Below are 21945 nucleotides of genomic sequence, written 5' to 3' on the forward strand. Positions count from 1 at the left end.
GGCAGCCCCTTTTCCTCTGCTCACGTCAGGGGCAGGACCGTGAGCCGGTCGCCCAGTTCCTCCGCCCCGGTGAGCAGGAACCGCTCGTCCGTGTGGACGGTCACCGTGATCCCGGACCAGTCGTGGAGCGGTGAGAGGTCCAGCGCCCCCTGGTCCGCGGCGACCCTGATGACCAGGCGTTCCAGCCGCGGAAAGAGGTCGCGCAGCAGGGCCGGACTCCGGCCGTTCCCGGGCGAGGGCACCGTCAGGTCCTCGACGGACGGGACCGCCGGTGTGCCGCTGAAGTCGGCGTGCCAGGGAAACACGGTGACCGCGAGAGCGGTGATCCCCGCGTGGGCGCGCACCTCACCGAGCGCGGCGTCGAAGTCGCCGAGCTCGAAGACCTCCAGCCTCTTCAGGGACCGCCAGGCGCCCAGCCCGTCCAGTGCGAGGGGGCACCGGGCGCCCAGCCGCAGCTGGGTGAGGCCGGTATGAGGGGCGATGTCACCGAGCCGCTCCAGCGTCAGATTCTCCAGCCACAGGGCGTCCAGCCCGTCGGGCAGTCCGGCGACGGTCCCCAGGGTGGAAGACATCCCCGCGGCGTCCAGGAACAGAGCCCCCAGGGCGCTGAACTCCTTCAGCGGCCCCAGGTCCCGCACCCCCGGGCACTCGTCCAGGGACAGCAACTCCAGCGAGGCGCGCACGGGGCGCAGGCAGGAGAGGTCGGTGAGGAGCCGGTTGCCCCCGAGGAAGAGGTTCTGGAGTCGCGGCGTCTTCTCCAGGGCCTCGCTGATCTCCCGCTCGGGCAGGTCCGTACTCAGGGAGATGCCTTCGACCAGGGGGATGTGGCGCAGTGCCCTGAGCCGGTCGCGGTCGCTGATTACCCACAGAACCGAGGAGCGGTCGCCGTGGGCGAGGACCTGGGTGGCGTACTCCTCCGCGGGGAAATTCCGCCAGCTGTAGACGAACGAACTGGCCAGGCCGGGATGGGCGAGGAACCAGGCTCGGGCGTGAGGAATGGCCTCCCTCCCTCCGATCGCGGTGATCAGGTCTGCCATGTGTTCGGCGGACGGGTGCTCCGTCGCCATGGTGTCCGGTCCGGGCAGGAGGCCGAGCACTGCCGCACCCAGTCGGGCCAGTGAGCCCATCTGGACGCTGCCCGTGGGAGGAAGCAGACCGGCGAGGGACGTGCGAACCCGCTCCCGCACCGTGCCGTCCAGCCAGGAGGCGTACTGGGCGCACAGGGCGGCCAGGACGTGCAGGTCGGTGCGGAGGGGTGACTTCTCCCCGTGCTTCTCTCCCGCGTCCAGCAAACCCTCGACGAGCTGCGCCAGTTGGCGGCGTCCGCAGTGCCCCGCCGCCAGCAGGATCACGTCCTGCCAGGTCTCCTCCTCAGCGTGCCGGAGCAGTTCGCCCAGGTGGTCGTCCTCGACGAGCTCCTTGGCGGCCAGGTAGTCCTGGAAGGTGCGGTGGATGAACTGGTAGGTGTCGTCGCCGTGTTCCTGGAGCAGGCCGCTGCGGTTGAGCAGGTGGGTGAGGATCTGTTCGGGCGGGCCCTGGGCGCTCGCCCGGTCCATCCCCGCGAGCGCGCGGCCGAGTTGGCGCAGCGCCTGGTCCCGGGTGAACTCCGACTGGCCCTCGCGGACCAGCCACACGGCGATCCGCTGGAGGAGCTGGGTGTGCTCCTCGACGTCCAGGACGATGCCTTCCGGGCCCCCGATCCCGCGCCGGCGGTCACGGTGGCCGAGCAGCATCTCCAGCGCCGAGCGGTACAGCTTCCAGCGGGTCTCGGGGAGGAAGCCGTCGCGCCGGCGGTGCAGGGCGCAGATCACCGCGCAGAGCAGCGGCGTACGGGCCAGGTCGCGGAGCGCGGGGTTCTGCTCGAACTGGCGCGAGAGGTCCCGCTCCAGTTCGTCCAGCCGTTCGGCGTCGTCCTGCTCGGTGGACCGGGCGGCCCGGTGCCAGCAGGAGACGAACGCCTGGATGTCCTCGTTCCGCATCGGCAGGAGGCGCAACTCCGCGAAGTCCTCGGAGCGCAGCCAGTCCGCCTCGACGGCGAGCGGCCGTACGGTCACGACGCACCGGGTGTCCGGGTAGCGGGCCAGGAGCTGCGAGAGCCAGACGTGCGCCTGCTCGCGCTCCTCCGGCGGCACCTCGTCCAAGCCGTCCACCAGCAACAGCGCCCGCCCGGCCTCCAGAACCCGGCCCGCCCAGCCCTCCGGGGCCGCGTCGACCACCAGCCCCGCCGCCCCCGCCAGCTCGGCCGGGACCGGGAACGCCGCCCCGCGGGCCCGCAGGGTGCGCAGCGGCACCATGAAGGGGATCAGGCCGTTCAGCGGGGCCAGCGCGTCGCCCAGGGTGCGGGCCGAGGCGTGGGCGGCCAGCCACCACAGCAGCGTCGTCTTGCCCGCCCCCGCCTCGCCGCGCAGCAGCACGCGGGGACGGTCGGCCAGGAGGTCGTCGATGCGCCGGGGGAGGGCCGGGGCGGGCCCGGGGGCCTGCTCCGACGCCTGCGCCTCCAGGCTCAGGTAGGCCGTGTCCAGGTCCCACTCGGAGTCGTGCCGGCTCAGCTCGTCGAGGCCGAAGACCTTGGTGCGGCGGTACGCGACGCCGAGCGCCTGCGCGTACTCCGTCTCGTACCGCAGGTCCCTCGGGAAGCTGCCGTGCACGCGTTCCTCGCGCAGGTCGACCCCGGTCCGCCGGTAGACCAGGCGGAAGGGCTTCGCGGCCAGGACCGGTCCGAGCGGGACGCATTCGACCCGGCGCCCCTCGCGCTGCCTCGGGAGCTGCCGGGCGACGCCCAGCAGCACGTCCCCCATGAAGACCGGGCCGCCGGAGATCCCGGCCAGGGCCGCCGACTCGTCGTCCGGGTGGGCGGCGGGCGAACCGTCCAGGTCGCAGACCAGCAGCTCGCGGACCCGGCCCGCCAGGGGCAGGACCGTCGCCGTGTACTGGTCCGCCTCCAGCCGCCGGTCGGGGCCGTAGCGCTGGACGCGCGGGAAGCCGGTGATCTCGCAGCCGGGTATCGCCTGGCGGGTGTCGACCACGCCGAGGCGTACGGGAGGGACGGGCCGCACCGGTTCGACGGCCTGGAGGAGCGCCACGTCCAAGCGGTAGTCGATCCAGGCGACCGTGGCGCGGACGCGGTCCGGGCTGTCCGGGTGGGCCACGTGGACGGTCCCGGTCTTGACCACGTGGGCGCAGGTCAGGATCAGCAGGTCGGTGAGGAGGACGCCGCTGCCCTGGCGGGCCCCGGTGACGACCACCGTGCGGTCGGCGGGGTGGGTCGGGACGGTGCGGGTCGGGACGGCGTGGGGCGGGATCGCGGTGGACTCCTTCACGGCCGGCCGGGCCCGTCACCGAACCCCGCCGTGGTGCCGTGGCCTTCCCCCGCGCTTCGGCCGAACCCCGCCGTGGACCCGTCGTCGTCGGTCCCCACCTCCCACGCCTCACCCGTCGTGGCGTGGCGCGGGGTCAGGGTGAAGGCCACCTTGTGCGTGCGGCCCGAGGCGAGGGCGGCGTCCGCGCCCGCCTCGACCACCCAGGCCCTCACCTTGCCGCCCGCCTTCGCCTCCCGCCGCAGTTCGAGGGTGAACTCCATCTGAATGTCGCCGACCGCGAAGGAGACCGGGTGGTCCGTGGCCCGGGCCGCCGCGTCGACCAGCTGGTTGCGGATGGACGCGACGGCGTCGGCGAGCTCGATGCCGTCCAGCGCATGGGTGTTCTCGGCTGTCATGGGATCCCCCGGGGGTGCGGTGCCGCTTTCCCGTCAGCGTAGTGAAGGAGCGCGCCGAAGGTCCCGAAACGGAAGGACCAAGGTCCCACCGGCGGTGACAAGGCGCACAGGGCGAAACGCGCCTACTAGCCGGGCTAGGAGGAGCGGCCGGGAGGGGGCGCGGGACCTTCGGCCCGGTGGCGGCGGGCCCTTCCGAGGTTCCGTCCGATACGGACGCTTCTCGGTGCCTTGTCTGGAAAAGGCGCCACGGAACAGGCGTTAAACCTCTTCCGCGCCAAGGATTCCGTGGTCCGTCAGGACACCCCATAACGGGACAACCCCACCTCATTCCCGGGGCCCTTTCTACGGCTTTTCTTCGTAGAAGGGGTGTTTGAGCACCGGCGGGGGTGCGGGTTACCAAGGTGGAGCAAGCCCGGACAGCACGCCGGGTCCACTCACCTTCGGAGGACTTCCCCGTATGAAGCGCGCAACGAACCAGCACACCGTCCGCCCGTCCGCCTTCCGCGTCCGTGGCGCCGTCCTGGCCGCCGGCCTGGGGGCGTCCGTGGCGCTGGGTGCCGGTACGGCGTTCGCCTCCGGTGGCGCCGAGGCCGCCGCCGCCCCCCTCACCGCGAGCACCGTCGCCGACGGGGTCGCCGCCCAGGCCGCCGCGCAGGGCAAGGCCGCCGACGCGGCCGCGAAGAAGGCGTCCGACGCGAAGAAGAAGGCCGAGGACAAGAAGAAGGCGGCGAAGAAGAACGCCGCCTCCTGGAAGACCCCGGTCAAGAAGTACACGCTGACCGCCAGCTACGGCACCGGTGGCGCCCGCTGGGCCGCCAAGCACTCCGGCCAGGACTTCGCGGTGCCGGTCGGCACCGACGTCACGGCCGCCCACACCGGCACCGTCGTGAAGGCCGGCCCGAACGGCGCCGGCGACGGCCCCGCGTACGGCAACGCCGTCGTGATCAAGCACTCCAACGGCAAGTACTCGCAGTACGCGCACCTGTCGCAGGTCAACGTGAAGATCGGCCAGCACGTGAAGACGGGCCAGAAGATCGCCCTGTCCGGCAACACCGGCAACTCCAGCGGCCCGCACCTGCACTTCGAGATCCGCACCACCCCGAACTACGGCTCGGCGCTGAACCCGGCCGCGTTCCTCCGCTCGGTGCACGTCTCCATCTGATCCGACCGGCCTGACCGCGCGGCCCCACGGCGCCCGCCGGCGATCCACGCCCGGCGCCCGGCCGGCCGCGCAGCACAACCGAAGAAGCGTTCAGTGGACCCGTTACACCCCGGTACCCGGGGCGTGCGCCCGGGTCACCCGACCGACGGCGACGTCGAGGACAGCCTCACGGCTCACTCCTCGGGGTCGCCGTCGGCGTTTCCGTACCCCGGAGCCCGGCCGGAGCGAGCCGCTCGGTCCGCGGACCGCTCAGTCCGCGGACCGCGGCCGGTCCGCCGTCCGCAGCACCGGGAAGCTCCCGGTCACCGTCGGCGCGTGCTCCGGCAGCCACAGCACGGCGATCGCCCCGCCCGCCCCCTTCGCGGCGCCCGAGGGCGCCGCGTTGCGGAAGGTCAGCCGGGCCCCCAGCACCCGCGCCTGGCCCGCCGCGATCGTCAGGCCGAGCCCGTGCCCGTGGCCGGCCCGGTCCACGCTCCCCGTACGGAACCGGCTCGGCCCGTCCCGCAGCAGCTCCTCCGGGAAGCCCGGCCCGTGGTCGCGGACCCGTACCACCCGGCCCTCGACCGTGACCTCCACCGGGGTCGAACCGTGTTTGGCGGCGTTCCCGAGCAGGTTGCCGAGGATGCGCTCCAGCCGGCGCGGATCGGTGGAGACCCACGACTCGTGCACCACCCGCACGGTCACATCGGGGTCCAACCGCCCGATCCGCCGACCGACGAACTCCCCGAGCTGCAGCATCTGGAGCTCAGCCCGCTCCGAAGCGCTGTCCAGCCGGGCCACCTCCAGCACGTCCTCGACCAGCGTCCGCATCGCCTGCGCCCGGTCCCGCACCAGCTCGGTGGGGCGTCCCGGCGGCAGCAGCTCGGCCGCCGTGAGCAGCCCGGTCACCGGGGTGCGCAGCTCATGGGCGATGTCCGCGGTGACCCGGCGCTCCGCCTCGATCCGCTCGTTCAGCGCGTCGGTCAGCGCGTCGACCGCCCGCGCCAGCTCGTCCGTCTCGTCGCGGACGACCCCGCCGACGGCCTCCCCGACCCGTACGTCCGTCTGCCCCTGGGCGACCAGACCCGCCGCGGCCGCCGCCTTGCGCAGCCGGCGCGAGAGCCGGCCGCCGATGAGCACCCCGAGCGCACAGCCGCCGAAGACCACCGAAACCGATCCGATGATCAGGGCCCGGTCGAGATCGTCCATGATCGCGGCGGAGCGGTCGGCGAACCGGGTGTGGAGCGAGAGCACGTCCCCGTCGGCCAGCGGGAGGGCCGCCCAGACCTCGGGAACCCCGTCCGCGCCCTCCTCGACGTGGGTGGCCCGGCGGTTCTTGCGGACCTCCTCGCGCAGGGACGGCGGGAGCGTGGGGTCGTTGAGCTGGGCCCCGAACTTCGGGCCGCCCTTCTGCATGCTCGTCGCCTCGTAGAAGCGCTGGGCGCCGAGCAACCGCTCCAGCTGCACCTCGCGGGCGTTCTCGATCATCGAGACGCGGGCCGCGTTGTGCACCACGAGGCTCAGCGCCACCGCGATGAGCGCGCCGACCGCCGCGATGGCGATGCTGATCTTCCACCGGACGCCCGTCCGCAGGGCCGGCCGCCTCATCCGCGCCTCACCAACTGCTCCACGGCGCGTCAGCCGCGCAGCTTGTAGCCGAAGCCGCGGACCGTGTCGATCCGGTCCTGGCCGATCTTGGTGCGCAGCCGCTGGACGTGGACGTCCACGACCCGGGTGTCGCCGCCCCACCCGTAGTCCCAGACCCGCTCCAGGAGTCGGTCGCGGGACAGGACGGTCCCCGGCGCGGAGGAGAACTCCAGCAGCAGCCGCATCTCGGTGGGCGTCAGCGCCACCTGCTCACCGGCGCGACGCACCTCCATGCCGTCCGTGTCGACCTCCAGGTCGCCGAAGACCAGCACCCCGCCCAGCGCCTCGGAGTCCTCCTCCCCGCCGCCCTGGCCCGGCCCGTCCGGCCCGGCCGCGTGGCCGAAGCGGCGCAGCACCGCCCGGATGCGGGCGACCAGGACCGCGCCGTCGAAGGGCTTGGTGACGTAGTCGTCGGCCCCGGCCTCCAGGCCCAGCACCACGTCGATGGCGTCGGCCCGCGCGGAGAGCATGATCACCGGCACGGTCGACTCGTCCCGGATGCGGCGGCAGAGGCTGACCCCGTCCAGCCCGGGCACCATCACGTCGAGCAGCGCGATGTCCGGCCGGTCGGCGCGGAACGCCTCCAGGCCCAAGAGCCCGTCGGGCATCGCGGTGACCGTGAAGCCCACCCGCTCCAGGGCGAGCTGGGTGGCCTCCCGGATGACGTCGTCGTCCTCGACGAAGAGGACGTGGGTCTCGGCCATGGGGCTGCTTCTCGCTTTCCGTTCCCGCCCGGTCGCACCGGCGCGTGGTCACTTCGTTCCCGCCGGGCCCCGGTACGCGTACGCCGCCCCCGCCCGGCCCGGGCGCGTTCTCAGTTCGCGTCCGGCTCCGCCGGGTCCTCCGTCGGAACCGGTTCCACCGGCTCCGACTGCACGGGCAGGTCGCCGTCCGTGCCCTCGACAGCACGGCTGAACTCGTTGTGCACCCGGTCGTGCTCGGTGAAGCGGTCGTCCGTCCAACGGTAGGTGACCACCTCGGAGCCGGACGGGTAGGCCAGCGGGTCCTTCGATCCGTAGACCTGGGTCGTCACCACCAGGTCGCCGCGGTCGATCGTGCCGTAGACGGCGGGGACCTCGACCGCGAAGACGTTCTCGTAGGAGCCCTTCTCGTCCGCCCGGTACACATACGTCCCGACGCTCACCGAGTCGGCGCAGCTCATCACGTTGACCACCACGTCGGCGGAGCGGCCGCCGGTCATCGACCCGTAGGAGGTGTCGACCGGGTAGCCCCGGCCCGCACAGGGCTTGAGCCCCTCCCTGACCCGCTCGCCCACCTCGGGGTCGTTCTTGAGCAGCTCCACGGCGTCGACCCGCCGGACGGGCGTGGCCGTCCCGGAGGGGCCGGTGCGCGGGGTGACCTGGGCGACCGGCTGACTGCCCGCGGGGCCCTCGTCCCGGGTTCCGGCGCCTCCGGTGGAGCAGCCGACGGTGAACAGCCCGAAGGCGGCGAGCCCGGCCAGGGCCGTGCCGCTCGCCGCCGTACCCGCCCGGAAGCCCCGGCGGCGGGCCCGTCCCCGCCCCGGCCCGCTCCGGGCGGAGCCGCCGTCCGGTCGCCCGGGGCCGCCCGGGGAGGACGGGGTGGGGGACGCGCCGTTCCCGGGGGGGACGTCCGGGAAACCGTCCCGGCGACCGCCTCCGCCGACGCTGCTGCCGCTCAGGCCGCGCACCGCTCCATCCCCCGCTCGTCGTGACGCCTGTTCCGCTGCGCCGGTGTACGCGCCCCCGCCCCCGGCACCGTCGTGAGCGGCGACCGCTGGGAGGGGACACGGGAGGGGGCGGCCGGCGCCGCGCTCCGGCGGCCGGCGTGTTCCCGGGCCACCGCCTCGCGGCTGTCCAGCTCGCGGCTCTCCAGCTCCTGGCGCAGTCGCGCCAGGGCCCGGTGCAGCGTGCTCTTGACCGTACCGGCCGACATGCCGAGCGCCGCGGCCGTCTCCTCCGTGCTCATCTGCTCCCAGTGTCGCAGCACGACGACGCTGCGCTGCTTGGGAGCCAGAATGCCCAGGATGTCCATCAGCAGGGCGCGGTCGGCGCGCTGCTCGCTGCCGTCGTCGACGCTCGCGTCGGGCAGCTGCTCGGTCGGGACCTCTTCGAGCTTGCGCGCCCGCCACCACTCCGTACGGGTGTTGATCATGACGCGGCGCAGATAGGCGTCGGCCAGCGACTTGTCGGCGATGCCGTCCCAGCGGCCGTACGTGCGCACCAGGGCGGTCTGGAGCAGGTCCTGGGCGTCCACGGGGTCGGGGACCAGACGGCGTGCGCTGCGCAGCAGCGCGTCCTGCCGTGTGCGTACGTACTCCTCGAACGCGAGCACCTCGCCCTGCGCCATCACAACCGCCTCCGTCCCCGGACATCCCCGTGTACTCCCGGGCCGCGGTGGTCTCCGCGGCCCGGCCGTCCTGCCGTTCTGCTGTCGCAGACGCTACGGAGGCGTTGTCACGACGATGTGCGGAGCAGCCGTAGGCCGGTGCACGGCTGTCCATCGGTTGTGTAACAGCGAGGGCGGGGCGGGCCCCGGCGGCGGCGCGGGGGTCAGGACATCGGCAGGCGGTACCGGCCGTCCGCCAGCGGTTCGACGAGCCCGTCGGAGACCAGCCCGTCCAGCGCCCTGGCCCGCTGCACCGGCTCCTCCCACACCGCGTCCAGCGCGGCCTGCGGGACCGGGGCCACCGCCTCCCGCAACACCGCCAGCAGCCGCCCGCGCACCTGGCGGTCGGTCCCGGCGTACGTCTGGCCCTTGCGCGGCGGCCCCTGGTGCGCGGGCTTCCCCGCCAGCCGCCAGGAACACCGCGAGGCGATGGGGCACCGGTCGCAGTCCTCGTTGCGCGCGGTGCACACGAGGGCCCCCAGCTCCATCGTGGCCGCCGCCCACTTCGCCGCCCGCTCGTCCTCCTCGGGCAGCAGCGCCCGCGCGAGCTTGCGCTCGGCGGCCGTGGTCGCGTTCGGCGGGTACTGGACGCCGGTCGCGGCGCGGGCGAACACCCGGCGGACGTTCGTGTCGAGCACCGCGTGCCGCTGCCCGTACGCGAACGAGGCCACGGCCGCCGCCGTGTACTCGCCGATCCCGGGCAGCGCCAGCAGCTGGGCGTGCTCGCTCGGCACATCGCCGCCGTGCCGTTCCGTTATCGCCTGCGCGGCCCCGTGCAGGCGCAGCGCGCGGCGCGGGTAGCCGAGCCGGCCCCAGGCGCGGACCGCCTCGCCGGGCGCCTCGGCGGCCAGGTCGGCGGGGCGGGGCCAGCGGGCGAGCCACTGCTCGTACACCGGCAGGACCCGGTTCACCGGGGTCTGCTGCAGCATGAACTCGCTGACCATCACACCCCAGGCACCCGCTTCGGGGCGGCGCCAGGGCAGATCGCGGGCGTGCTGTTCGAACCACCCGATGACGGGGGTGTGGAGGGAGTGGGCGGCGACGGGGGGCGTCTGGGCTGAGGGCGAAGTCATGGCAGTCATGGCACTGACGATCCTGGCACGGAAGGCGGTGCGGGTGTCACGGACGCGGGGGTGTCGGCCCGCGCGGCGGCCCACGGGGTGACAACGCCACCCGTTCTGTCCCCTGTGACCGGCTCGCTCCACCGTTTCCATGATGATGATCGGCAAAACTTGTGAGCGGAGCGGCGGGTGGGGCCGGAGAAGGCCCGGATCTCTCGTAGAGTTCGGAGCGTGGGATCTATGCGCAATCCGGTCGGTCCGCTTCCCTCCAGCATCTACTGGCGACGAAGGGCGGTAGCGGGGCTTCTGGTTGCGCTCCTCGCCGCGTTGATCGCCTGGGCCGTGACGTCCGCGGGAGGCGGGGGCAGCCGGGACGACGGCAAGTCGGGCGGCTCCGACCCGGTCGAGTCGATCACCCCCGGCCCGGGCGGCTCCGGCCCCGCGATCAGCCAACAGCCGGGCGGGCGCGACGAGTCGGACGACGAGGGCGGTTCCGGCGGCTCGGGGGGCGCGGGCGGTTCCTCCGGCGGCGCGAGCGGGGGCGGCGCGTCCGACGGCGCGTCAACAGGCGGTACGGGCACGGGCGGTGCGGACGCGTCCGGCGCGGGCACGGCGGGCGCGGGCGGCGACGGCGGCGCGGGCCGACAGGTGCCGGCCGGCTCCCCGCTCCCCGAATGCAAGCCCGCCCAGCTCCGGTTGAGCCTGCGCACGAAGGTCAGCTACGGCCCCGACGACAAGCCGAAGTTCGAACTGATCGCGAAGAACACCTCGTCGACCACGTGCAAGGCCGACTTCGGGCCGAAGAACGCGGTGCTCACGGTGGTCGAGGCCGGGGGCGAGGACGACGACCCGATCTGGTCCTCCAAGGACTGCCCCGCGGCGGCGGGCCCGCTGTTCCTGAAGGTCCCGGCGGGTGCGACGGTCGTGCACACGGTGGACTGGAACCGGACGCCGTCCGCCCCGCGCTGTGCGACGCCGCCGGCCGGGAAGGCGGGGCCGGGCACGTACCTCCTGGAGGCGAAGGCCCCGGGCATCCCGGTCCAGCGGGCGTCCTTCGTTCTCGCGAAGGACTGAACCCCGCCGCCCGGTCCGCCCTCTCCGGCCCGTCCGGCGACTCTCTTCAGCCCGTCCGGCGTTCGAGGACGGGAACCGTTCACGCGGACGGGCGGGGGACTCGCGGTGCGGGCGGGCTCGGGGATCTCCGGGCACGGGCGGGCCCGGAGATCCGGGGCACCCGGACAGGCCGGTGAGCGCGCGGGCCCCACCGGAAGCCCCGGGAGCACCGGGAGGCTCGGCGCGGCGCCGTACGCGCCGCGTGAGCTCAGACGTACCGCTCCAGGATCGACGACTCCGCCAGCCGCGACAGCCCCTCCCGCACGCTGCGCGCCCGCGCCTCGCCGACGCCGTCCACCGCCTGGAGGTCGTCCACGCTCGCCGCCAGCAGCTTCTGCAGGCCGCCGAAGTGCTCCACCAGCCGCTCGATGATCGCCCCCGGCAGCCGCGGCACCTTCGCCAGCAGCCGGAAGCCCCGCGGGGACACCGCCGAGTCCAGCGTCTCGGGCGAGCCGCTGTAGCCCAGCGCCCGCGCCACCACCGGCAGCTCCAGCAGCTCGGTGTGGCTCAGGGCGTCCAGCTCCGTCAGCGCCTCGGCCACCGTGCGCGACCGCTTCGCCGTCGGCTCGGGGACGTAGTCGCGGACGACCAGCTCCCGCTCCGGCTCCACGCCCGCGATCAGCTCGTCCAGCTGGAGCGAGAGGAGGCGCCCGTCGGTGCCCAGCTCGACCACGTACTCCGCGATCTCCGTCGCGATCCGCCGCACCATCTCCAGCCGCTGCGCCACCGCCGTCACGTCCCGGACGGTGACCAGGTCCTCGATCTCCAGGGCGGACAGCGTGCCCGCCACCTCGTCGAGGCGCAGCTTGTACCGCTCCAGCGTGGCGAGCGCCTGGTTGGCCCGGGACAGGATCGCGGAGGACTCCTCCAGGACCCGCCGCTCCCCGTCCACGTACAGCGCGATCAGCCGCATCGACTGCGAGACCGAGACGACGGGGAAGCCGCACGCCTTGGAGACCCGGTCCGCCGTGCGGTGCCGGGTTCCCGTCTCCTCCGTGGGGATCGAGGCGTCCGGGACCAGCTGCACGCCCGCCCGCAGGATCTTCGTCATGTCCTTGTCGAGGATCAGCGCGCCGTCGAGCTTGCACAGCTCACGCAGGCGCGTCGCCGTGAACTCGACGTCCAGCACGAATCCGCCGGTGCACATCGACTCGACGGTCTTGTCCATGCCCAGCACGATCAGGCCGCCGGTATTGCCGCGGAGAATGCGCTCCAGGCCGTCCCGCAGGGCCATACCGGGCGCGACCGCGCTCAACGAGGCGCGCATCAACGCCTCGTTGCCGGTGCCTTGGCCGGACTTTCCGGGCGTCGTCGCCCGGTCGTTGGCTGCCACTGCACTCCTCCGGTCACAGGTCTGCGGTGCTCTCGCGTCCACCGTGCCCTGTCCACGGGCGGGCGAGACCAGGGCAAAGTCTACCGGCGCGCGCCGTCCTCCTGTGGTGCCTCCTGGCGAGCCCTGCGCGGCAGGACCCGCAGAGCGTCGCCCATGTCGGCGACTTCCGTGACCTTCATACCGGCCGGGACCCTCCCCGGATCCGTCGGAACGAGGGCGTGGGTGAAGCCCAGACGGTGCGCCTCGGCCAGCCTCCGCTGCACCCCGGTGACCCGCCTGACCTCGCCCGCCAGCCCCACTTCGCCGATCGCGACCAGGTTCTTGGGGAGGGGGGTGTCGCTGGCCGCGCTGGCCAGCGCGAGCGCGATGGCCAGGTCGGCGGCGGGCTCGGTGAGCTTCACGCCGCCCACCGTCGCGCTGTAGATGTCCCGCTTGCCGAGCGCGCTGATCCGGCCGCGCTGCTCCAGCACGGCGAGCATCATCGAGACCCGGGAGGTCTCCAGACCGGAGGTGGTGCGCCGGGGCGAGGGGATCTGCGAATCGACGGTCAGCGCCTGCACCTCGGCGACCAGGGGCCGCTTGCCCTCCAGCGTCACCGTCAGGCAGGTGCCGGGCACCGCCACGTCGCGGCGGGTCAGGAAGAGGCCCGAGGGGTCGGTGAGACCGGTGATGCCCTCGTCGTGCAGCTCGAAGCAGCCGACCTCGTCGGTCGCCCCGTAACGGTTCTTGACGCCGCGCACCAGCCGCAGCCGGGCGTGCCGGTCGCCCTCGAAGGAGAGCACCACGTCCACCAGGTGCTCCAGCAGCCGGGGACCGGCGATCGCCCCGTCCTTGGTGACGTGGCCGACCAGCAGTGTGGCCATCCCGCGCTCCTTGGACGCCCGGATCAGCGCCCCCGCGACCTCCCGGACCTGGGCCATCCCCCCGGGCGCGCCGTCGATCTCGGGCGAGGCGACCGTCTGCACCGAGTCCAGGACCAGCAGCGACGGCTTGACCTCGTCCAGATGGGCGAGCACCGTCGACAGGTCGGTCTCCGCCGCGAGGTAGAGGTGGTCGTTGATCGCCTTGATCCGGTCGGCCCGCAGCCGGACCTGGCTCGCGGACTCCTCGGCGGTCACGTACAGCGTGCGGTGGTCCTCGCTCGCCGCCTTCGCCGCCACGTCCAGCAGCAGCGTCGACTTGCCGACGCCCGGCTCGCCCGCCAGCAGCACGACCGCGCCGGGCACGAGCCCCCCGCCGAGCACCCGGTCCAGCTCGCCGACGCCGGTCGAGCGGGCGGTGGCCGTCCGGCTGTCGACCTGGCCGATCGGCAGCGCGGCCGTGGAGACCCGGCCGGCGGCGGTGGTGCGCACGGCGGGTGCGCCGCCGAACTCCTCGACCGTCCCCCACGCCTGGCACTCGGGGCACCGGCCGAGCCACTTGGCGGTGGTCCAGCCGCATTCGGTGCAGCGGTAGGACGGGCGGTCCTTCGCGGATTTCGTACGGGCAGCCATGGCGTCACCGTATCGGTGGGGTATGACAACGCCGCCCGCGCGGTCGGCCCGGCCCCCCTCCGCCCCCGCCCTGCGCGCGCCGTCCCCTCGCACGCAGGGCGCACGGAGGCACGCCGGGCGCGCACGCCCGTTTCCCCGGCCTCTGTCCTCTTTCGAGGGATACGTTCACCCGTAAGGATTAAATGTGCTCAAGGGGCGCTTGGGGTGTGCGCTCCTCTGCCTACGGTCGCCGGGTGATGAGCAGCAGGCTGGAGACCCCGACGCACACCGCCGGCGCACACCGGGCGCATCGCCGAGCAGCCCGCACCACGGCCCAGCGCCCGCCCGCACGCTACGAGCCGTATCTCGACGGCCTCTTCACCTACTGCCTCTCCGTGCTCTGCCACCACGACGCGGCCACCGACGCGCTCGGCGCCGCCCTGGCGATCGCGGACCGGCAGGACGCCCGGGGGCCCACCCCCGAGGAGGAGCGCCGGTCCTGGCTGTACGCCCTGGCCCGCTGGGCCTGTCTGCGCACCCTCGCCGAGCGCGCGCGGGGCCGCCGGGCCCACCGCCGCCCCTCCGGTCCGGCCGGGCCGCCCCGCCCGGCCCAGGCGCCCGATCCCACCCCCCACGGGGCGCGCACCGCGCGGCGCACGCCGGAGCACACCCCGCCCGCCACGGGGCCCGGGCCCGGGTCGCCCGAGCACCCGGCGCCCGCCACCCCCGAGGACGCCGCCGTCCCCGCCCCCGCGGAGACGCCCGCCGCCGAGGCCCGCCGACGGGAGCTGGCCACCCTCGCCTGGCCCGAAGCCGCGGGCACCACCCCGGAACAGCGCGAAGCCCTCGAACTGGCCGTCCGCCACCGGCTCGCCCCGCGCGCCGTCGCCGCCGTCCTCGGGCTGGAGCCGGCCGCCGCCCGGGAGCTGCTGGCCGGGGCGGCCTGCGAGGTGGAGCGCACCCGCGCGGCCCTCGCCGTCGTCGGGACCGGCGGCTGCCCCACCGTCGCCCGGCTCACCGGCGACCGCCGGGTGCTGCTCTCCGCCGCCCTGCGCCGCGAACTGGTCCGGCACGTCGACGACTGCCCCCGCTGCCGCCGCGCCGCCGAACGGGCGGACGCCGCCGGACCCTGGCCCGGGGCGGTCCCGGCCCCGGCCGCCGCCCTGCCCCTGGTCGAGGCCCCCCGCCCGTCCGTGTACGTCGCGATGGCGCAGGCCCAGCGCGCCCGGGCCGCCGGGCCGCGCTTCGACCGGGCCGGGTTCCCGCTCGACCCCAAGGACCAGGCCGCCCGCCGCGACCGGCTGCGGGCCCGGGTCGTGACGACGACGGTCGTCGCGACGGTGGTCGCCGCCCCCGTGATCGCCCTGTGGGCCGCGTACCGGGGAGCGCCGCTGACCGGCGAGGGCCACGACGGCAGGACCGTCACCGCCACCGAGGTGGACGGCGCGGGCGGGATGGACGGCGACCCCTCCGAGACCGGCGGCAGCCCTCCCGGCGACCGCTTCGGCGCCCGGACCCCGGACGTCTCCGCCGAGGTCGTCAGCGTCGGCGGCGCACGCCACGGCGGTGCCCGGCTGACGGTGACGGCCCGTACGTCGGGGACCGTCACGACGCTCACGCTGACCGCCGCGGGCGGGCAGCCGGTGACCTGGTCGGCGGCGGCGGACGCGCACTGGCTGCGGCTGAGCCGTACGTCGGGCACGCTGGCGGCGGGGCGGTCCACGACGGTCGCGGTCTCGGTGGTCCGGCACGCCCAGCCGGTCGGGCCGTGGCGGGCCCGGATCTCGCTGACGCCCTCGGACTCCGCCGTGCTCATCGACGGTTACGGGGGCGTCGCCCCGACGACGGGCGCACCACCCCCCACCCGCCCCGCCACCCGCCCGCCGCGCCCCGCGGACCCGGACCCCACGGCCCCCGGCCCGACCGATCCGGGCCCCACCGGTCCCGGCCCGACCGACCCCGGGCCCACGGACCCGGGCCCCGGCCCGACCGATCCCACGGGCCCGCCCGAACCGACCGATCCGCCGGGCCCCACAGACCCCCCGGAACCGACCCCGGGCCCGACCGGCCCGACGGACCCGGCCCCCACGGACCCGGCGCCGACCGCCCCGGACCCGGCGACGGAGTGAGGCCGGCGCGAGGCCCGCGGGCGGGCGGCCCGGGCGACGCCCTCGACGCGGGAACTGCGCGAGCCCGGCGGGCGCGCCCCGGCGGCCCCCGCCGGGGCCCCACGCCGGGCGCACGCCTCGGCGCACGCCCGCCGGGCGCCCCGGGCGCACGCCCCGGGACCTCTCAGCGCTTCTTCTTCACCGGGGCCGGGAGCGGCGGGTCCGCCGGGTGCGGGGCCATCGGCAGCAGCGCGGACAGCCGCTCCTCGCACAGCCCGACCAGCCGGTCGTACCCCTCCTTGCCCATCAGCTCGATCAGCTCCGGGCGGTAGGAGACGTACACCGGCTCGCCCGCCCCGTGCGCCGAGGTGGCGGAGGTGCACCACCAGTGCAGGTCGTGGCCGCCCGGGCCCCAGCCCCGGCGGTCGTACTCCCCGATCGTCACCTGGAGGACCCGGGTGTCGTCGGGCCGGTCGATCCAGTCGTAGGTCCGCCGCACCGGCAGCTGCCAGCACACGTCCGGCTTGGTCTCCAGCGGCTCCTTGCCCTCCCGCAGCGCCAGGATGTGCAGCGAGCAGCCCGCCCCGGCGGGGAACCCCGGCCGGTTCTGGAAGATGCAGGAGCCCTCCCAGCGGCGTGTCTGGCGTTCGCCGTCGTCGTCGACGCCGACCCAGCCCGTCTCCGTGCCGACGTCGTGGAACTGCCACAGCTCGGGGGTGAGCCGGGCCACGTGCCCCGCGACCCGCTTCTCGTCGTCCTCGTCGGAGAAGTGCGCCCCCAGCGTGCAGCAGCCGTCGTCCGCGCGGCCCGCCTGGATGCCCTGGCAGCCGCTGCCGAAAACGCAGGTCCATCGCGAGGTCAGCCAGGTCAGGTCGCAGCGGAAGACCTGTTCGTCGTCGGCGGGGTCGGGGAACTCCACCCAGGCGCGCGCGAAGTCGACGCCCTTCTCGTCGGCCGGGTCCGGTCCGCCCGCCTCCGCCCGTGACGCCGGCTGGGGCGCCTTCTGCTTCTTCGTGGCTTTGTCCGGCTTAGCCTTTTTCGTCTTTGGCACGCGCCCAGCGTAAGTCCGACCGGCGCACGGACGGTGCCCGGCGGCGCAGTAGCGTTCCCGTATGAGACTCGGAGTCCTCGACGTCGGATCGAACACGGTCCACCTGCTGGTGGTCGACGCCCACCCCGGCGCCCGCCCGCTGCCCGCGCACTCGCACAAGGCCGAGCTCCGGCTCGCCGAACTCCTCGACGGGGACGGCGCGATAGGCCCGCTCGGCGTGGACCGGCTGGTGGCGACGGTCACCGAAGCGGTCCAGGCGGCCGAGGACAAGGGGTGCGAGGACGTCCTGCCCTTCGCCACCTCCGCCGTGCGCGAGGCGACCAACGCGGACCGGGTGCTGGAGCGCGTACGGATCGAGACCGGCGTCGACCTCGCCGTCCTCAGCGGCGAGGAGGAGGCCCGGCTGACCTTCCTCGCCGCCCGCCGCTGGTTCGGCTGGTCGGCGGGGAAGCTGCTGGTCCTGGACATCGGCGGCGGCTCCCTGGAGATCGCCGTCGGCATCGACGAGGAGCCCGACACCGCCGTCTCCCTGCCGCTGGGCGCCGGCCGCCTCACCGGGGCCTGGCTGCCGGACGACCCGGCGCAGCCCGAGCAGGTGCGGGCGTTGCGCCGGCACGTGCGGGCCGGCATCGCGCGGACGGTGGGGGAGTTCAGCCGCTCCGGCCGCCCCGACCACGTCGTCGCCACCTCCAAGACCTTCAAGCAGCTGGCCCGCATAGCCGGGGCCGCCCGCTCCGCCGAGGGCCTGTACGTCCAGCGCTTGCTGAGCCGCAAGGCGCTGGAGGAGTGGGTGCCGAAGCTCGCGGCGATGACCGTCGAGGAGCGCGGCCGGCTCCCCGGCGTCTCCGAGGGCCGGGCCGCCCAGCTGCTCGCCGGGGCCCTGGTGGCCGAGGGGGCGATGGACCTCTTCGGCGTCGAGGAGCTGGAGATCTGCCCCTGGGCCCTGCGCGAGGGCGTCATCCTGCGCCGCCTGGACCACCTCCCCGCCGAACGGGCCGCGCTGCCGGGGTGACGGCCCGCGGCGGAGGGCGCACCGCCGGAACGAGCCGTGCCGCCCCGGTCCGGACGACGTACCGCCGGAACGTGCCGCCCGCGTGACGTAGGGGAACGCCCCATGGCCCTGATCACTTTCCGCCGGGAGCCCTCGGCCCGGCGCACCGCTGCCCGTACCCTGTCCAGGTGGCAGAACCAGTGGTGCGCGTCCCCGATGCGAAGGTCGCCCTGTCTACGGCCTCGGTCTACCCCGAGTCCACCGCGACGGCCTTCGAGATCGCCGCGCGCCTCGGCTACGACGGCGTCGAGGTCATGGTCTGGACCGACCCCGTCAGCCAGGACGTCGAGGCCCTGCGCAGGCTCTCCGACTACCACCGGGTGCCGATCCTCGCGGTGCACGCCCCCTGCCTCCTGATCACCCAGCGCGTCTGGTCCACCGACCCCTGGGTCAAGCTCCAGCGGGCGAAGGCGGCGGCCGAGAGGCTCGGCGCCTCCACCGTCGTGGTGCACCCGCCGTTCCGGTGGCAGCGCTCCTACGCCCGCGACTTCGTGAACGGGATCTGGCGGATGGCCGACGAGACCGACGTCCGGTTCGCCGTCGAGAACATGTACCCCTGGCGCTACCGGGACCGCGAGATGCTCGCGTACGCCCCCGCCTGGGACGTCACCCAGGACGACTACCGGCACTTCACGGTCGACCTCTCGCACACCGCGACCGCCCGCACCGAGGCGCTCGCCATGGTGGACCGGATGGGCGACCGGCTCGCCCACGTCCACCTCGCCGACGGCAAGGGCTCCGCCAAGGACGAGCACCTGGTGCCCGGCCGGGGCGACCAGCCGTGCGCGGAGCTGCTGGAGCGGCTGGCCCGTACGGGCTTCGACGGGCACGTCGTCATCGAGGTCAACACCCGCCGCGCGATGTCCTCCGCCGAACGCGAGGCCGACCTCGCCGAGGCGCTGGCCTTCACCCGCCTCCACCTGGCCGCCTCCGCCTCCGCCGACCCGGCCTCCGGGATCCACCGCCCGTGACCGGGGACGCCGGCGCGCGGCCCGCCGACGCGGACGGGGAGACCGGACCGCCGAACGGGACGGGGAAGGCCGGGACCGGGGAGGCCGGGACGGGGAAGGCCGGGACGGGGAAGGCCGGGACCGGGGAGGCCGCCCCGCGCCGCCGGGGCCGCCCCTCCCGCAAGGCCGCCACCGAGGGCCCCGGCGCCCGTACGCGCATCCTGGAGGCGGCCCGCACGGAGTTCGCCGAGCGCGGCTACGACAAGACGTCGGTCCGGGGCATCGCCAAGGCCGCCGGGGTCGACGCGGCCCTCGTCCACCACTACTTCGGTACGAAGGACGGGGTCTTCGCCGCCGCCGTCGAGGTCACCTTCGAACCCGCCCTGGTCCTTCCGGCCGTGCTGGGCGGGCCGCCGGAAGGCATGGGGGAGCGGCTGGCGGCCTTCTTCCTCTCCGTGTGGGAGGACCCCGCGACCCGTACGCCCCTGCTCGCGGTCCTGCGGTCCGCGGTCACCCACGAGGCGGCGGCGGACGTCCTGCGCGACTTCGTGCTGCGGCGGCTGCTGGAGCGGATCGCGGCCGAACTGGACGTACCGGACCCGACCCTCCGCGCCGAACTGGCCGCCTCGCACATGCTCGGCATCGTGATGCTGCGGTACGTGCTCCGGGCCGAACCGCTCGCCTCGGCGGACCCGGCGGAGATCGTCGCGATGGTGGCGCCCACGCTCCAGCGATACTTGGGGGAGCGCTGAGGGAAGGGCCGGGAGGCCGGAAGGCGCCGCCCGGGCGCCCGGCCGCCCAGTGACCGAGCGGGCCGCCCAGCGACCCGAACGGGCCGTCCCGGCTCGGCCCGGCGCCCGCCCCTCGGCCACCACGTCCCGCATTCCGGACAGTCTGTCCAGATCTTGGATTCGGGGCGTAGGGTCGAAGGCAGCCTTTTCTTCCCTGTCGTAGGCAGGCCCCCTGCCGAAGGAGCGAGCGACGATGCCGCAGCTGAGGTCCCGCACGGTCACCCACGGACGCAACATGGCGGGCGCGCGCGCCCTTATGCGCGCGTCGGGCGTAGCGAGCGCGGACATCGGCAAGCCGATCATCGCCGTCGCCAACTCGTTCACCGAGTTCGTCCCCGGCCACACCCACCTCGCCCCGGTCGGCCGGATCGTCTCCGAGGCGATCTCGGCGGCGGGCGCGGTCCCGCGCGAGTTCAACACGATCGCCGTGGACGACGGCATCGCCATGGGCCACGGCGGCATGCTCTACAGCCTGCCCTCCCGCGACCTGATCGCCGACTCCGTGGAGTACATGGTCGAGGCGCACTGCGCGGACGCCCTGGTCTGCATCTCCAACTGCGACAAGATCACCCCGGGCATGCTGATGGCCGCCATGCGCCTCAACATCCCGACCGTCTTCGTCTCGGGCGGCCCGATGGAGGCCGGCAAGGCCACGCTCGTCGACGGCACGGTCCGCAAGCTCGACCTGGTCAACGCGATCAGCGACGCGGTCGACGAGAGCGTCTCCGACGAGGACATCCTCCGCATCGAGGAGAACGCCTGTCCCACCTGCGGCAGCTGTTCCGGCATGTTCACCGCCAACTCGATGAACTGCCTGACCGAGGTCCTCGGCCTCTCCCTCCCCGGCAACGGCTCGGTCCTCGCCACCCACACCGCCCGCAAGGCGCTGTACGAGGACGCCGGCCGCACGGTCGTCGAGATCACCAAGCGCTACTACGAGCAGGACGACGCGACGGTCCTGCCGCGCTCCATCGGCACCCGCGCCGCGTTCGACAACGCGATGGCGCTGGACATCGCCATGGGCGGCTCGACCAACACGATCCTGCACCTGCTGGCCGCCGCCCAGGAGGCGGAGCTGGCGTACGACCTGGACGACATCAACGAGGTCTCGCGCCGCGTCCCCTGCCTCTCCAAGGTCGCCCCCAACGTGGCCCCCGGCGGCACGTACTACATGGAGGACGTCCACCGCGCCGGCGGCATCCCCGCCCTCCTCGGCGAACTGCACCGCGGCGGCCTGCTCAACGAGGACGTCCACTCCGTCCACTCCGACACCCTCGCCGAGTGGCTGAAGAACTGGGACGTCCGCGGCGGCTCCCCGTCCCCCGAGGCCGTCGAGCTGTGGCACGCCGCCCCCGGCTGCGTCCGCTCCGCGACCGCCTTCTCCCAGTCCGAGCGGTGGGACACCCTCGACCTGGACGCGGCGGGCGGCTGCATCCGCGACGTCGAGCACGCCTACTCGAAGGACGGCGGCCTCGCCGTCCTCAAGGGCAACCTGGCCGAGGACGGCTGCGTCGTGAAGACGGCCGGCGTCGACGAGTCGATCTGGACCTTCGAGGGGCCGGCCGTCGTCTGCGAATCGCAGGACGAGGCCGTCGACAAGATCCTCCGCAAGGAGATCCAGCCGGGCGACGTCGTCGTCATCCGCTACGAGGGCCCGCGCGGCGGCCCCGGCATGCAGGAGATGCTCTACCCCACCTCCTTCCTCAAGGGCCGGGGGCTGGGCAAGGTCTGCGCGCTGGTCACCGACGGCCGCTTCTCCGGCGGCACGTCGGGCCTCTCCATCGGCCACGCCTCGCCCGAGGCGGCGTCCGGCGGCACCATCGCGCTCGTCGAGGACGGCGACCGGATCCGCATCGACATCCCGAACCGCTCCATCGAGCTGCTCGTCGACGACGCCGAACTGGCCGCCCGCCGCGAGGCGTTGAACGGCGTGTACGCGCCGAAGAACCGCGACCGCAAGGTCTCGGCCGCGCTGCGCGCCTACGCGGCGATGGCGACGAGCGCCGACCGGGGCGCGGTCCGCGACGTCACCAAGCTGGGCTGAGCCCGGCGCTCCCTCCCGGAGGACGGACCCGGCCCCGGAGCTCTCCCGGAGCCGCCGGGCCCGCCCCTCCGAACGGCATGCGCGGCCCCGGAGCGCTCACC

The 21945-nt window shown here is 74.5% G+C and carries 17 protein-coding genes; 7 read left to right on the forward strand and 10 right to left on the reverse strand.

The genetic code is table 11. The features are described from left to right. Positions 1-20: 20 nt before the first annotated feature. Positions 21-3320, reverse strand: coding sequence for an NACHT domain-containing protein (locus tag ACH4K1_RS20245; RefSeq protein WP_398090659.1), 3300 nt, complete (start codon positions 3318-3320; stop codon positions 21-23). Beyond that, positions 3317-3715, reverse strand: a complete 399-nt coding sequence (locus tag ACH4K1_RS20250; protein ID WP_398090660.1) for a trypco2 family protein — start codon at positions 3713-3715, stop codon at positions 3317-3319. Before ACH4K1_RS20250 ends, ACH4K1_RS20245 begins: the two co-directional genes overlap by 4 nt. Before the next feature lie 457 nt (positions 3716-4172). Here ACH4K1_RS20250 and ACH4K1_RS20255 point away from each other — a divergent pair, with 457 nt between their 5' ends. Next, on the forward strand, positions 4173-4877 hold the full coding sequence (locus ACH4K1_RS20255) for a M23 family metallopeptidase (protein WP_398090661.1): 705 nt from the start codon (positions 4173-4175) through the stop codon (positions 4875-4877). 249 nt (positions 4878-5126) lie between these two features. Here the strand turns inward: ACH4K1_RS20255 and cseC are convergent, their stop codons facing one another. The 5 genes from cseC to ACH4K1_RS20280 form a co-directional block, all read right to left on the reverse strand. Next, complete coding sequence (cseC, locus tag ACH4K1_RS20260) at positions 5127-6464, reverse strand: two-component system sensor histidine kinase CseC (protein WP_398090662.1); 1338 nt, start codon at positions 6462-6464, stop codon at positions 5127-5129. A 29-nt stretch (positions 6465-6493) separates the two neighbouring features. Continuing rightward, the gene (gene cseB, locus ACH4K1_RS20265; RefSeq protein WP_228993004.1) at positions 6494-7207 is read right to left on the reverse strand and encodes a two-component system response regulator CseB; all 714 of its coding nucleotides are present in this window, start codon (positions 7205-7207) and stop codon (positions 6494-6496) included. Between the two features lie 110 nt (positions 7208-7317). Then, complete coding sequence (locus tag ACH4K1_RS20270; protein WP_398090683.1) at positions 7318-7965, reverse strand: hypothetical protein; 648 nt, start codon at positions 7963-7965, stop codon at positions 7318-7320. A 194-nt stretch (positions 7966-8159) separates the two neighbouring features. Beyond that, positions 8160-8831 (reverse strand): SigE family RNA polymerase sigma factor, encoded by a 672-nt coding sequence (locus tag ACH4K1_RS20275; protein ID WP_398090663.1) that lies wholly within the window; start codon positions 8829-8831, stop codon positions 8160-8162. Between the two features lie 203 nt (positions 8832-9034). Then, positions 9035-9952: an A/G-specific adenine glycosylase gene (locus ACH4K1_RS20280; protein ID WP_398090664.1), complete on the reverse strand. Its 918-nt coding sequence runs from the start codon at positions 9950-9952 to the stop codon at positions 9035-9037. Between the two features lie 219 nt (positions 9953-10171). On the opposite strand from ACH4K1_RS20280, the gene ACH4K1_RS20285 reads away from it, so the two are divergent. After that, positions 10172-11005, forward strand: a complete 834-nt coding sequence (locus tag ACH4K1_RS20285; protein WP_398090684.1) for a hypothetical protein — start codon at positions 10172-10174, stop codon at positions 11003-11005. Between the two features lie 247 nt (positions 11006-11252). Here the strand turns inward: ACH4K1_RS20285 and disA are convergent, their stop codons facing one another. Next, the gene (gene disA, locus ACH4K1_RS20290; RefSeq protein ID WP_073771926.1) at positions 11253-12377 is read right to left on the reverse strand and encodes a DNA integrity scanning diadenylate cyclase DisA; all 1125 of its coding nucleotides are present in this window, start codon (positions 12375-12377) and stop codon (positions 11253-11255) included. Between the two features lie 80 nt (positions 12378-12457). Further along, positions 12458-13870 carry a DNA repair protein RadA gene (gene radA / locus ACH4K1_RS20295; protein WP_398090665.1) on the reverse strand — a complete coding sequence of 471 codons (1413 nt, stop codon included), beginning with the start codon at positions 13868-13870 and terminating at the stop codon, positions 12458-12460. A gap of 236 nt (positions 13871-14106) precedes the next feature. Here radA and ACH4K1_RS20300 point away from each other — a divergent pair, with 236 nt between their 5' ends. Then, the gene (locus tag ACH4K1_RS20300) at positions 14107-15978 is read left to right on the forward strand and encodes a hypothetical protein (protein WP_398090666.1); all 1872 of its coding nucleotides are present in this window, start codon (positions 14107-14109) and stop codon (positions 15976-15978) included. Positions 15979-16141: 163 nt separating this feature from the next. On the opposite strand, the gene ACH4K1_RS20305 is transcribed toward ACH4K1_RS20300, so the two are convergent. Further along, positions 16142-17008 carry a hypothetical protein gene (locus tag ACH4K1_RS20305; protein WP_398090667.1) on the reverse strand — a complete coding sequence of 289 codons (867 nt, stop codon included), beginning with the start codon at positions 17006-17008 and terminating at the stop codon, positions 16142-16144. 61 nt (positions 17009-17069) lie between these two features. Here ACH4K1_RS20305 and ACH4K1_RS20310 point away from each other — a divergent pair, with 61 nt between their 5' ends. From ACH4K1_RS20310 to ilvD, 4 genes are all read left to right on the forward strand, one after another. After that, positions 17070-18020, forward strand: a complete 951-nt coding sequence (locus ACH4K1_RS20310; RefSeq protein WP_398090668.1) for a Ppx/GppA family phosphatase — start codon at positions 17070-17072, stop codon at positions 18018-18020. 179 nt (positions 18021-18199) lie between these two features. After that, positions 18200-19030, forward strand: a complete 831-nt coding sequence (locus tag ACH4K1_RS20315; protein ID WP_398090685.1) for a sugar phosphate isomerase/epimerase family protein — start codon at positions 18200-18202, stop codon at positions 19028-19030. Continuing rightward, positions 19027-19761: a TetR family transcriptional regulator gene (locus ACH4K1_RS20320; RefSeq protein WP_398090669.1), complete on the forward strand. Its 735-nt coding sequence runs from the start codon at positions 19027-19029 to the stop codon at positions 19759-19761. Before ACH4K1_RS20315 ends, ACH4K1_RS20320 begins: the two co-directional genes overlap by 4 nt. Before the next feature lie 232 nt (positions 19762-19993). Further along, positions 19994-21844, forward strand: coding sequence for a dihydroxy-acid dehydratase (gene ilvD / locus ACH4K1_RS20325; RefSeq protein WP_398090670.1), 1851 nt, complete (start codon positions 19994-19996; stop codon positions 21842-21844). The last annotated feature ends 101 nt before the right edge of the window (positions 21845-21945 follow it).

The organism is Streptomyces sp. NPDC017448, from assembly GCF_044330565.1.
Taxonomy (GTDB): domain Bacteria; phylum Actinomycetota; class Actinomycetes; order Streptomycetales; family Streptomycetaceae; genus Streptomyces.